We start from the raw sequence: 12,595 nt of genomic DNA on the forward strand, positions 1-12,595 counted from the left end.
TACGCAGGGTGTCCATAGCCTCTACGCTGACTGTTCTAGTTCGCGTGAGGGATCGTGGTTGTGAATTCCGTAGTCACGCAGCATGGAGGACATGGCCAGGTAGCGTCTGGCGTCACGGAACTGCCGAGCACACGGCTTGGCGAGCCTGTCGTCACACCAGTAGGCGACGACCCGGGCGTACTGGGTGCGAAAGCCCTTGGTGCCGATGATGGTCTGGCCCTCGGCGGCGACCACGGCGACGACATGCTGGGCGCTGTCGCCGTACTGCTTGTTGAGGCATTCGAGGGACAGTGTGGCGTAGATGCCACAGTGGCAACCCTCGCCTGGGGCTTCGTGTTCACCAAGGTGATTCAGCGCCTTTATCAGTGCTGATACCGACTGCGGATCGTCCACGCACTCGGCTTTGCAAGTCCCGTCAGCCCAATGCGATCCCGGCATGGTTACCGAGCACAGGGTCAGTGGATCCGCGGGATTGTCCGCAAATGGATCCCAGGGCTCGGTGCCGAACAGGATGTCGAGCCTTGTGAATGAATTAAAGAATCCCCACCGGTTGCCCGCATCCACCTGACTGGCGGGCAGCGCCCTGAATGTACGGAGCCCGTACCGGGCTACCTCCAGGTCAACCTTTTCCCCAGAGTAGTCACTCATGCCGGCACCGGCTCCTTCTCTGGAACCTTCACGGGTGAAGGTGCGGGTTCGGGTGCTGGTTGCCGAACAGGCTTGGTCGCGGGGAGGACTTCTACCCTGCGTGGATTGGTGCCGATGTCGCCCATTTACGCTCCTAAGTTTTAGTCGGGCTCAATTCCCGTTAATCGTTATCCTACTGTACCTGTACGGAGGTGTCTATATTATGGGCCAACGTGGACCCAAACCGCGGCCAACTCACCTGAAGGTGGTGGCCGGCGAGCAGGAGTCGCGCATCAACCGTGATGAGCCATTACCCACCGAGGGCGAAGTTGTCGCCCCTGAGGGCATGTCAGAGGCCGCAAGGGCTATCTGGGATGAACTGGCTCCAGACCTGATCGACAAGGGCTGCCTCACGCCGTGGGACGTCTACACGTTCGAAGCGTTCTGTCAGGCCGTCGCCCTCTACCGAGAGTGCCGCGACCTGCTGTACGAAGGCCAGTCGGAGTACGGCCGGTTTGTGGAACGCGGTGCGGCCGGCGGTGTTATCAAGTCCCCCTACCACCAGATGATGAGGGACCACGTCGAGACGATGGCCAAGCTGGGATCCCGCTTCGGCTTCACCCCGGGTGATCGTGCCAACCTCCGACTCGACGCCAGTGATAACGGGCCCGCACAGGGCGCCGAGAGGCTACTTAGTTAGTGGCCACCTACCGCTTAGAGGCGTGGCTCAGCCACCCCGAGGGGGACATGGAAGACGAGTTGCAGGATCGCGTCGCGATGGCCATTCGTGGTGCCCAGGTCGGCATCAAAGAGGGTCCGGTGATCTTCCGCATCTACCCCTACGACCCGTCTGACACCGCCGCGTCGCTCTAGCGCCGAGTACACCCTACGTAAGGCTGCGAGCGCGATCCACAGCAGCGAAGTGGTTGTTTGCCTTGACAGTCTCGCGCCATTCGGCAGATGGATTGTGAAACAGTCCAAACTGAACATGCTCCTCGCACAGGCCGCATCGCGTGCAGCGCCGCAGGCTGTACCCATCCCATTCCCACGAATGGAACCACGATCCTTTGTTGTGGGCCACTGTGTCTCCTATGCCGATAACGGGCGCTATGAAAGCTTCCCTACCCGCACAGTACCCGAACTGTGAACATCCATCAACACCCCGAAAGGTGAATATGTCCGTAAACATTGAACAGATCGTCAAGGACATCGAGGACGCGGTTGCCAAGGGCGTCATTGACGTTAAGGCTGTCGAGCCCCTGGTGAACAAGGCTCTTGACATCCTGACCCTGGCCGAGCCCCTGGTCCCCCAGATCGCGCCGGTCGTGACCGTGGTTCGGCAGGTCGAAAACCTGGTGAACGAGGCCATCGCCAAGCTGTAATGGCTGGCCCCTCAAACCGCATCATCCATAAACGCCTGAAAGAACGATTTCTCCAGCATCGCGAAAAGCTGGACCTCCATAAACAGCGAGGTCCAGCTTTCGCTGCTGCAGTCGAAAGGCTTGAGCAGACGATATTCCCAGAGGGGGTGCCGTGCGACGAAGAAAGTACCCTGAGTGCGGATACACCCTCGACGGAGTCACCTGCGTAGAGAAGGGCGAACACTTCTGTGTTCCCCGCGCTAATCGCGTCCAGAGGTTCTTTGAGGAACTTTTAGTACACACCAAGGGTCGTTACGCCCGCAAGAAGTTCATCCTCGCCAAATGGCAGCGTGACGACATTATCCGGCCGCTCTTCGGCAGGGTGGTGTGGTCGGATGAATTCGAATGCTACAAGCGACGCTACGAAATCGCCTGGATCGAGCTGGCCCGTAAGAACGGCAAGACCGAACTCCTGGCCGGCGTCATGCTCTACCTGCTCTGCGCAGACGATGAAGAGGCTGGCGAGATCTACGGTGTGGCCCGCGACATTAAGCAGGCCCAACTCGCCTTCGACGTCGCCGCACAGATGGTCCTCTTCTCCCCCGTGCTGTCTAAGCGCCTGAAGGTCAGCGACTACAAGAAACGAATCTACGATGTCAAAACCCGGTCTTTTTACCAAGTTATCGCGGCTGACGCTAAGTCTGCTCTTGGTAGTAACCCTTCAGGTGTCGGGGCAGACGAAATCCTCGCCTGGCAGTCAGGTGATATGTGGGACTCCCTCCGCACCGGTATGGGTTCAGGAGCGCGTCTACAACCTCTAATGATGGCCAGCACCACCGCTGGTAACGATCCAGAGGGCTTCGCCGGCCAGATGCACAAGAAGATGGAAGCGGCGCTAGAACATCCAGACCTTGAAGAACACCGCCACGTCTTCGTTTATCTGAAGAACACCCCAGAACAGGCCGACCCCTGGAAAGAGGAGAACTGGCCGCTGGCCAACCCCGCGCTGGGTGACTTCCTCACCCTGGAGGGCTTGCGCAAGCAGGCTCATGAGGCACGCACCAACCCCATTGCGGAGATGGCCTTCCGTCAGTATCGCCTCAATCAGTGGCAGTCCTCGACGGTGCGCTGGATGAACATGTTCCTCTGGGACAAGGCGTCCAACCGCGACATCGTCTATCCGGACAATGACTCACTGCTGAACTCTTTCGCCGGCTGCGATTGCTACTTCGGCCTTGACCTTGCAGCGAAGCAGGATCTCTGCTCTATCTGCTACCTGTTCCCCTGTGCCGATCCCTCCTATGGCGTGGACGTTGTCTGGCGCCACTGGATCTGTGAGGCCGGCTTAGAGAAGCTGGACCGCCTCAATAAGGGTCGCTTCACCCACGAATTCGTGGAAGGCAAGTGGCTCACCGTCACTCCCGGTGACGTTCTGGACTTCGAACAGCTCTACGCCGATATCAAGGCTGACTCTCTCCGGTTCACGTTCCTTGGCGGGGACGTCGACAAGCACATGTCCGAACCCGTCATTCAGCGGATCCGGCTGGAAACCGGTATCGGCGTGGAGGATATCTACGCCTACGACAACCAGTTCGCGACGATGTCAGACGGTATGCACCGCGTCTACGACATGGTGACCGATGGCATCTTCCGCCATCACAACAATCCACTGGCGCGATTCTGCTTTGACGCCTGTGAAGCTAAATACAAGTCTTCGGACCCCGACTTGATCATGCCCGAGAAGCCGAATCGAATGCGAGCATCTAAGCGAATCGACGCTGTACCAGCGGCAATCATGGCGACAAATGCCTGGTGGACGAGGGACGGTGCCGTCTATTCGATTTACAACGAGAGGGATGTTCTGGTCCTATGAGACGGCGGCCAATCGTTCCTGTCGCACGATACGGCTGATATTGGATTGGTTAACGCCATACTCGTCGGCCAGCGCATACTGCCGCTCACCCGCTTCGTAGCGTTCACGGATTTCGCGCACCTGGCTATCGGTCAGCTTATTATGGCCACCCGGTCGGCGTGGGGCATTGCGCCCCTTGGCTGCGCGGTCCTTGTTGTTGCCCCCTATGGTTCCGACCCTTAGGTGACCAGGGTTCACGCATGGCGGGTTATCGCACAGATGCAGGATGACCAAGCCCGTGGGGATATCGCCCCTATACAGACGGTAGGAAATTCTGGCGGCGACCTGCTCTCCGAGTAGCCGCATTCTTCCATAGCCCTGACGGTCACGGTATCCGCGCCATTCCCAGCATTCGTCGGGCTCGCCCCGCACGTACTTGGCCTCAAACCTGGCCCGTAACTTTTCCAACTCCACCCCGACAGCATACCACTACTGTACGGGTATCGCACCCTGGAGGGGTATTTGAAAAATTTAATACACAAAAAGCTCCGCGAACGCTTCCATGTCACCCCTCGGGTGGGAATGCAGTTCTCGGGTGTACTCTTATCCGAGGATCGCACTTATGCCGTCTTTGGTGACGTTATCGCCTATCCTGACGATGCTACGCCCGAAAAGGCCGATGGCGACTTATATATTCGCCACGAAAATGTCGCCTACGTCCAAACCGTTCCGGTGAGACATGCGGACGAGTAAGGGCAAAAACCTACCTGTTCGTGTCAGTGGTGGTTCTGTCCCGATTGCCCCCGAGGCGCTTGCTGAACTTCAGCCCATTATCCCCCAAAGCTATTACTACGCAGACTATTTGGGGATGGAGCTGGAGTACCGCTACGCCCTGTACGGCGAGATCTATCAGCGGTCTCCCTGGGTGCATGTCGTTATCGACAAGCGAGCAAACGCTCTTGCCCGCCTCCCCGTCAATGTCTGGGATGTCAACGGGGATACGCGAGAGCTAGACACCCGTTCGCAGTACGCACAACTCATCGCCAACCCGTGCTTGGAGATTGAGGGCGCTCCATACCTGGACCCCTTCCGCTTCTGGCACTGGATACAGACCACCATCGACATCTACGGCGAGGCCTACCTGGCTATTGCCCGCGATGGAAATGACGTGCCTATCGGATTCATGCCGATGCACCCCTCACGCGTGGCGATCCGTCGTAACGCCAAGGACGGTAGCTACGACTACTACTTCCAGGCCGGCTCGGGCATCAACACCGAACTGGTGCATTTCCCCCAGCGTGACGTCGTCCCCTTCCGGCTGTACAACCCCGGCAAGCTTGAGCGCGGTATGTCCAAGATGGAGGCGATTCGCCAGACCATCTTTGCCGAGGATTCCTCACGCAACGCCGTGTCTTCCATGTGGAAGAACGGTGCGCGCCCCAACCTCATTCTGCAGACGCCCAATCGACTGACGGACGTCGGCGCCAAGCGGCTCAAGATCGCCTTCGATCAGGCGCACGCCGGCTCATCGAACGTCGGTCAGACCCTGGTCCTAGAGGATGGCGTCGAGGCCAAGGAGTTCCAGATCTCTGCAGTGGATCTGCAGTTGGTCGAATGCCGCAAGATGAACCGCGAGGAGATCGCGGCCGTCTATGACGTTGCTCCGACCCTTATCGGAATCCTTGAGCACGCAACGTTTTCCAACATCACCGAGCAGATGCGCGGCTTCTACCGCGACACGATGGCCCCGGTCATCGAGTTCATCCAGAGCGTCATGGACACCTACGTCGGATCGTTCTGGTCCCGCAAGAACATCATGCGGTTCGCCACCGACGAGGTGATGCGTGGTGACTTTGAGATGCGTATGGAGGCTGCCCACAAGGGTGTCTCTGTTGCAGCCATCACGCCCAATGAAGCACGAGAACTGTTGGGCTACAACAGATATGACGATCCTAAGGCGGACAAGCTCTATTGCAACTCTGCGATTCAGGAACTCGGCACGCCCGGCGAGGTTATCCGCATGAACACTGAAGCGACCGGGGTTACGCCAGATGGCATCCACCTAGACCCTGGCCCCCAGACCACCCCCGTGCCAGCCCTCGCTCAGGGCAACAGCAGCAAGCCAGGCAAGCCACACTCGATACCCAAGAAGCCACCGACGCCCATTCCGGCCGGTGGTCAATCGGGTGGGCCGCAGCCAAGAAACCAGAACCCCTCATCCACACGCCCCAAGCACTTCCGCGAAGTGAACGCCCAAGTGGGCCGTGGCAGAACCCCCGAAGAACTCAAGGCTTTCGCCCTTGATCTGGCGGGCAAGTACCCCGACGAACTTGAGGACATTCTCGAATCGGTGCGTATGGCTATCGCCGAGCGCGATAAGAAAGGCAAGACAACTTAATAATGCAGGTCTACAGCAAGGCCTTCGCCTCTATCGAAGAGGTTGCAGAGAAGGACTACGGTCCTAACGGCGGTTTCACTGCCATTCTCTCCACCCCCTCCGAGGACCGCGACGGCGACGAACTGTTCCAGGAGGAGTGGAAGGACTTTACGTTCGACCGCTACCCGCTGGACATGGACCACGGCATGTCCGTGGCCGAGACTGTCGGCTCCTTCACGCCGTACTTCGACGGCCAGAAGATGATGATGGACGCCTACTTTTCGTCCATCCCGCGGGCCCAAGAGGTCCGCACCCTCGTGGACGAGGGTCACATCCGCACCGTCTCTGTGGCTTTCATGGTCGACAAGACGAAGAAGAGCGGTGAGAAGAAGCGCGAACTGCTGAATGCCGGCATTGTTGCGATCCCTTCCAACCGGGATGCGGTAATCCTCGCATCCAAGGCCGCCAGCGCCCTCAAGGACGCGTTTTCTGACGCCACCGAGGGTGATGTGCCCGACGAGGTCAAGAAGGCCGTCCTGGACGCTCTGGGCGTCAAAGAGGCTGCGGCTCCCAAGGACTCCGAGGGTGAAGCCAAGGCCGCTGTCTACGTTGACGTTCTCCCCCGAATCGATATGGATCAGTGGGAGAAGTCCATCAACGAGGCCGTCACCAAGGCCGGCGCCACCGCAAGTGGCATCGGCAGCGACGGCGCCCTCGTGCAGGCCATCCACGACGCATCCAGCCACCTGGGTGCCGCATGCCCGGTGATCGAGGTCGCCGACCCCGGCACGGGCGCCAGCGATGGTGCCAACAAGAGCACCGACGACGTCGAGACCAAGGATGTCGACGCCCACCAGGTCGTCGCTGGCCTGGACGCCATTATCGATGAGGCCGTTGACCTTTCGGCCACGGCTGACCGCTCCACGCTGCCCGAGCCCGTTGGGCAGGCACTGGACCTGTTGGTTGGGGCGAAGGAGGCTGTCGCCTCGCTCATGGAAATGCTCGGCATTTTCGACCCAGACGGAGACAAGTCCGTCGATCCCGCAGAGGCTTTCGCGAAAGCCCTGGATGAAGTTTTAACGCCAGACGAATCACCCGCCGAGGCCGCTGCCGCTTCCGATAAGGAACCCGCACCCGCCGATGACGCCGCTGAGACCAAGAAGGCGCAACGAGAAAGAACCGCGCAGCGATACGAACTGCTTGCGCGCACCAAAATCAATTCCTAATAGAAGGACCATAAAAGAATATGCCTACTAAGGCAGAACTGGACCACAAGGGTCGGGAACTCACCGACCGCTTGAAGAATTTCGCCACCGAATTTGAGGCGAATGACTCCATTACCGAGGACGAGAAGGAAACCGCGTGGAAGGCCCTTGAGGGCGAGTTCAAGGCGTGGGAATCCAACATGTCTCGTTGCGAATCCGCTTCGGAGATGGCCGCGAAGCTGGCCAACTGCGGTGAGGCTCTGGACGCCAAGTCCGGCAAGAGCGTTACCAAGTTTGAGGTCGCCAGCCCGATGAGCCGCGCCGGCATCAAGGCCCTGGCGCGCGAGGCCGCGAGCCACGAAGAGTTCGCCGAGGTCTTCGGCTTCAAGGACGGCTTCCGCAAGAAGCTGGACGTCAACGTCATGCTGGGCATGAAGAGCCTGTCGAACGACGCCACCGAGGCCCACAACCTGATGGGTGAAGGCCTGGACGGTAACGCTGGCATCGCCGCGGCTGCCGCGGGTCAGACCCCGTTCCTGGGCGGTACTTTCGGTCAGGGCATTCAGCCCGACTGGCGCCCGGGCATTGTGGAGCAACTGTTCTACCAGTTGACCATTCCGGACCTGATCAGCTCGTTCGCGACGACCGCTCCGAACATCTCGTACCTGACTGAGTCTTCGGACAACATGCAGGCCACGAGCGTGGCTGAGGGTGGGACCTTCCCGTTCTCCAGCATCGAAATCGCTCGCGAGTACGCGCAGATCGGCAAGATTGCCAACGCTCTGACGATCACCGACGAGGCCGTGTCCGACGCGGCCACCCTGTACAACTTCGTCCAGGGTCGCCTGCTGCTGGGCCTGCAGCGTCAGGAAGAGGTTCAGATCCTGGCTGGTACCGGTTACCCCGGTGTCGGCGGTCTGCTGAGCTTCGCTTCGAACTTCACCAAGTCTTCGGCTGGTTCGATCTACGGCGACACCCACGCGACGGCTGGTTCCGCTCTCGTGTTCCCGCCGGCTGGCACCTACGGTGCTGGCGCGCAGGCGATCTCGCTTTCGAGCCTGCCGCTGGGTCGCGTCGTGACCGGTGCGGCCGGCACCTCGGGCGACACCGCGGGCAAGTACCCCGACCCGCTGACGGTGTCGCTGAACCTGAAGGACGTTGCGGTCGATATCGAGTTGGCCGTCTTCCAGTCCCCGACCGCGCACATCATGAACCCGCGCGACTGGCAGTTGCTGGAAACTGCTCAGGACAATAACGGTCAGTTCATGAACACCTCGTACTTCGGTAACGTTTACGGTGTTTCGCGTACCCCGGTCAAGAGCCTGTGGAACATTCCCGTCGTGACGACCCCGCTTATGCCGAAGGGTCTGATCCTGACCGGTTGGTTCGACGCGCAGTCCGTCCAGACGGCTCGCCGTCAGGGCGTTCAGATGCAGATGACGAACTCGAACGAGTCTGACTTCATCGAAGGCAAGATCACCGTTCGTGCTGACGAGCGTCTGGGTCTGCTCTGCTACCGTCCGACCGCCTTCCAGTTGACGCAACTGGTCAAGGGCGCTAACTACAGCGGTTAGTCAATTGGCCCCCGGATGCCCACTTTATTTGGCGTATACCAACTTTGGTGGGCTCCGGGGCCACCGAAAGGAGAGCATTTACCCAAAATGATTACCATAGGCACTACCGCTACCACCCTTGTCACGGCCAGCACCGGCCTGCCGATTATCGTTCGAAATAATGGCCCGTTCACCATCTTCATCGGGGCATCCACAGTCACGGCGGATAATTCGCCCACTGGGGGGTTCCAGCTTCATCCCGGAGAGAGTTACCAGACACCCGTGGTACAAACACCATTCTCGCTGTACGCGGTGACGGCCACCGGGAACTCTTACGCCTCCACCCTGGACGGAGATTCCCTAGCATGAGCTACCCCATCACCCGCGTAGTGGTGAAGGATAACCCGCCACCGAAACGGCCGGTTATCTCGGTTGGGCGTATCTACCCCACCGTAATCAGCCCCGAGCCCGAGACCGTTTTCAGCACCGTGCGCCGCGAAGAGGACAGCGAGGCCGAGAAGTCGGCTGAGACTGAGACCAAGGTGGTTCGTGGTCGGCGTCGGCCGGCGCCGAAGGCTAACGAGGCCGCGGAGTCTAAGTGACGTTCGCAACCCAACTCGCTGAGGCGTTCACCCCCATCGGCGGTGTCTACGACGAGGCCAGCATTTCGCAGGCACTGAGTTGGGCGCAGTCCTTCATTGAGGAGTACTGCAACCGCGGCGACAACGGATTCGATGTAGTCGAGGACGATACCGTCTTCATTGACCCCAAGCCGTATCGCCAGGCGCTCCTGCCCGAGATCCCGGTTGTAAACGTCAGTGAAGTCCAGGCGCTCCTGCCGAGCCAGACTGGTGGCGGAATGGTGTGGACAACCCTCACCAATTACGCCTATGTCAATGACACCGGATTGATCTACGACACCACCGGAGAACCCGGTGTGATGCAGAGTTTCGGACCCACCTGGCCTTGGCTTCCCGGCAGCCTGAAAGTCACCTACGACCACGGCTATGAAACCGTCCCGAAGTCCCTCATCAACGCTGCCGTGCGCTTTGCGCAACAGTACCTGGAGAACCCAACCCTGAAGCTGCAGCGCAGCATTGGTGACGTTAACGACCGCTTCGCCGGCAACACTGGCGGCGTCGGCATCGTGATCGATGCGTTCGATGAGCGCATCCTGGACCGCTACACGCTGATATCTATCGCGTGAGCGAGGTGTTCTTCTGCGACGTGTGTGGGATCAGCTACGAGAAGGACTATCCACACGACCACCGCACTCTCGGGACCTTGAGTCCTGAAGAGGCGCTTGCGTATTGGAATGGGAGAAAGAATGCCCCAGAATCCCGGCGCACTCGCGATCACGTTTAACCCCCCCGGCGATTTCGTCGTAGACAAGTACCACACCGTGCCGGCGTCCGAAGGCGCATCCCCCTTTACCCAGGTGGGTTGCACCAAGCAGCCCATCTCGGTGAGGGACAAGATCGACAACACCGCGTACTCCGAGGCCACACACAAGATCTACACGCCGTACAACACCAATACGGCCCAGATCTCGGCTGAGTGGACGGCGGTCTACAACGGTATCTCCTACCGCGTCATGGGCATTGAGATCACCCCGGATGACTGGGGCCGGATCGACTTCTGCCGATTCATCTGCAAACAGCAGGAGGGCTAATGGCTACACAGCCACGCGATGACCGCGGGCGCTTCATGTCCAAGGCGGCTTTCATGGCCGAACTGGAAGCTTGTGGAGTTCACGCGGCCGACCTTGAGGGCTGGATCGTTGCATCCGCAATCGTGCAGGCCGCCAAGAGGGCCAAGGCCGAAGAGGTCAAGGAATACTGGAAGTCCATCGCCCCCGAGCGCGGCGACAAACCCACACACGGACGCGACGACGGACCAACGGCCTATGGGACGAACTGGCCCGAGGACTACCTCGAATCCATTCAGGTCCATGAGGATCCAGACGGTGTGATCACCGTTGGCTCAGACCTCATCCCGCTAGCCGACTGGCTGGAATACGGATCCATCCACAACCCCGAGCACGGGTATGGAATCCGAGTGCTACAGCACTTTGGAGGTGGCCCCGTTGACGAAGGCGCCCGCATCACCAATGCGTTGTTTATTGGATGATCGCCGCCGACGCTGAGGAACTTGTAGTCGCCTATCTCGCCCAATCATTTGCGAACGTCGGCCTAGACATGCCTAATACGCCCCCGCTGCCCTTCTATCTAGTGAACCGCCTCCCCAGTCCCAGTGACTGGATCACGGATCATGCATTGATATCGGTACACGCCTTCGCGGCCACCCGTACCGCAGCGGCCGAGGCGGCAAGGCAACTGGACGCCGTGATGAACCCTTGGGTGCTTACCCCCAAGCTGTCGTTCAATTTGAGCAATGGCCCAGCCTCCATAGACCGCATGTGCGTCTTGGAGCGGCCGGCTTGGCACAACTACGAGAACCCTAATCTTCAACGATACTGCGGTCGTTACCGCATCGAACTGAGGATGAATCAATCCTCTTGATAACTTAATATTTAAGGACACAACTTAATATGACCACAGGTGAATTGTGGACAGCATTTAATGAGGTCGACAGCAACAACATTCGTAAGTGGCTGTATGGCTCTGTGCTGGTCCGCGACTGGGACCCCTCAGGTACCACCTCCCTAGAGGGCTTCACGCCCTTCGAAACTGACGGCAGCCTGAAGTCGACCCTGTTCGACGCTGACAACCCCGGCGGCCCCTGGTTCGACATCGGCGCCATTGACGTCAACGGTGTGGACTTCACGCCGCGATACAAGACGTCCGACACTGACATCTGGCAGAACCGTTTCCCGCAGCGTACTGACGTTGACAGCGACGGTGAAGACATCCAGGTCGTCTGCGCCGAGACCAACGAGGTTGCGCTGGCGCTGTACAACAACCTGCCCCTGGTGGACGTGCCCGGTACCGGTGCCAAGTCCATCCTGAGTTCGGTTGGTGCCGCGGACTTCCGCGCCACCTACTCGCTCATTCCGCAGATCATCTACCGCCAGATGCTGATCCTCGGTGTCGACGGTGAGCTGTCCAACCCGATCTATGTTGCCGAGCTTCGCCCGCGCATCTCAATCACCAAGCTGGACAAGCGTCAGTTCAACGCCAAGAAGGCGGATGAATTCGGTCTTTCGTTCGGCACCTACCCTGACCCCGCCTCGGGCTTCGTCAAGGACGCCGTCTATGGCGGGCCGGCCTGGCTGGCGCTGGGTGGTCCGGTGACCCTTCCGACCGTCAAGACCGTTACGGCTACCGCCGTTGCGGGTGGCAAGGCGACCCTGGTGTTCGCTCAGCCGACGTCGAAGAACTCGCCCTTCACCTACTCGGTGAGCCAGACCACCAGCTCCACGACGACCGCAGTGTCGGATTCGGATCTGACCACGTCGGTTGCTTCTGACGGGACGGTCACCCTGACCGTTTCCGGTCTGACCGCCACCGATGAATACACCTTCACGGTGACCGCGACTGGCGCCAACCTGACGACCGCCGAATACACGGTGTCGAACAGCGTTACCGCCCTTTCGTAACAACCCATGAGAAAGGCCCCGCAATGTGTGCGGAACCGTATCAACGGAAGAGCACACACCG

Annotated in this window: 15 protein-coding genes; 13 read left to right on the forward strand and 2 right to left on the reverse strand. The window is 59.6% G+C overall.

Going from position 1 to position 12,595, the window contains the following annotated elements:
- Positions 1-21 precede the first annotated feature (21 nt).
- Positions 22-648 carry a hypothetical protein gene (locus tag DQP57_RS26520; RefSeq protein ID WP_133259199.1) on the reverse strand — a complete coding sequence of 209 codons (627 nt, stop codon included), beginning with the start codon at positions 646-648 and terminating at the stop codon, positions 22-24.
- 247 nt (positions 649-895) lie between these two features.
- Between DQP57_RS26520 and DQP57_RS00300 the strand changes: the two genes are divergently transcribed.
- The 4 genes from DQP57_RS00300 to DQP57_RS00315 all read left to right on the forward strand — a co-directional run bounded on the left by DQP57_RS00300 (position 896) and on the right by DQP57_RS00315 (position 3,861).
- Complete coding sequence (locus tag DQP57_RS00300; RefSeq protein WP_205868991.1) at positions 896-1,327, forward strand: phage terminase small subunit P27 family; 432 nt, start codon at positions 896-898, stop codon at positions 1,325-1,327.
- Positions 1,328-1,374: 47 nt separating this feature from the next.
- Positions 1,375-1,500 carry a hypothetical protein gene (locus DQP57_RS27400; protein WP_276310807.1) on the forward strand — a complete coding sequence of 42 codons (126 nt, stop codon included), beginning with the start codon at positions 1,375-1,377 and terminating at the stop codon, positions 1,498-1,500.
- A gap of 302 nt (positions 1,501-1,802) precedes the next feature.
- Entirely contained in the window at positions 1,803-2,009 is a 207-nt protein-coding gene (locus DQP57_RS00310) for a hypothetical protein (RefSeq protein WP_112630624.1), read from the forward strand.
- Between the two features lie 151 nt (positions 2,010-2,160).
- Positions 2,161-3,861 (forward strand): terminase large subunit, encoded by a 1,701-nt coding sequence (locus DQP57_RS00315; protein ID WP_112630626.1) that lies wholly within the window; start codon positions 2,161-2,163, stop codon positions 3,859-3,861.
- On the opposite strand, the gene DQP57_RS00320 is transcribed toward DQP57_RS00315, so the two are convergent.
- Positions 3,856-4,314, reverse strand: a complete 459-nt coding sequence (locus DQP57_RS00320; RefSeq protein ID WP_112630628.1) for an HNH endonuclease — start codon at positions 4,312-4,314, stop codon at positions 3,856-3,858. The genes DQP57_RS00315 and DQP57_RS00320 overlap by 6 nt on opposite strands.
- A gap of 394 nt (positions 4,315-4,708) precedes the next feature.
- Between DQP57_RS00320 and DQP57_RS00325 the strand changes: the two genes are divergently transcribed.
- The 9 genes from DQP57_RS00325 (at position 4,709) to DQP57_RS00360 (ending at position 12,534) form a co-directional block, all read left to right on the forward strand.
- Positions 4,709-6,238 (forward strand): phage portal protein, encoded by a 1,530-nt coding sequence (locus DQP57_RS00325; protein WP_205868992.1) that lies wholly within the window; start codon positions 4,709-4,711, stop codon positions 6,236-6,238.
- Between the two features lie 2 nt (positions 6,239-6,240).
- A complete protein-coding gene (locus tag DQP57_RS00330; protein ID WP_112630632.1) occupies positions 6,241-7,443 on the forward strand; it encodes a hypothetical protein in 1,203 nt (400 codons plus the stop codon).
- A gap of 20 nt (positions 7,444-7,463) precedes the next feature.
- Positions 7,464-8,996, forward strand: a complete 1,533-nt coding sequence (locus tag DQP57_RS00335) for a phage major capsid protein (protein WP_112630634.1) — start codon at positions 7,464-7,466, stop codon at positions 8,994-8,996.
- A 344-nt stretch (positions 8,997-9,340) separates the two neighbouring features.
- Complete coding sequence (locus DQP57_RS00340; RefSeq protein ID WP_112630636.1) at positions 9,341-9,577, forward strand: hypothetical protein; 237 nt, start codon at positions 9,341-9,343, stop codon at positions 9,575-9,577.
- Positions 9,574-10,182: a hypothetical protein gene (locus DQP57_RS00345; RefSeq protein ID WP_205868993.1), complete on the forward strand. Its 609-nt coding sequence runs from the start codon at positions 9,574-9,576 to the stop codon at positions 10,180-10,182. Before DQP57_RS00340 ends, DQP57_RS00345 begins: the two co-directional genes overlap by 4 nt.
- Positions 10,183-10,302: 120 nt before the next feature.
- A complete protein-coding gene (locus DQP57_RS00350) occupies positions 10,303-10,647 on the forward strand; it encodes a phage head completion protein (protein WP_112630638.1) in 345 nt (114 codons plus the stop codon).
- Positions 10,648-10,700: 53 nt separating this feature from the next.
- Positions 10,701-11,105 carry a hypothetical protein gene (locus DQP57_RS00355; protein ID WP_133259200.1) on the forward strand — a complete coding sequence of 135 codons (405 nt, stop codon included), beginning with the start codon at positions 10,701-10,703 and terminating at the stop codon, positions 11,103-11,105.
- A complete protein-coding gene (locus DQP57_RS26525) occupies positions 11,102-11,497 on the forward strand; it encodes a hypothetical protein (protein WP_133259201.1) in 396 nt (131 codons plus the stop codon). The genes DQP57_RS00355 and DQP57_RS26525 overlap by 4 nt, the downstream gene beginning before the upstream one ends.
- Positions 11,498-11,526: 29 nt before the next feature.
- A complete protein-coding gene (locus tag DQP57_RS00360) occupies positions 11,527-12,534 on the forward strand; it encodes a hypothetical protein (protein WP_133259202.1) in 1,008 nt (335 codons plus the stop codon).
- Positions 12,535-12,595: the final 61 nt, after the last annotated feature.

It is taken from the genome of Mycobacterium colombiense (assembly GCF_003284935.1).
Taxonomy (GTDB): Bacteria; Actinomycetota; Actinomycetes; order Mycobacteriales; family Mycobacteriaceae; genus Mycobacterium; species Mycobacterium arosiense_A.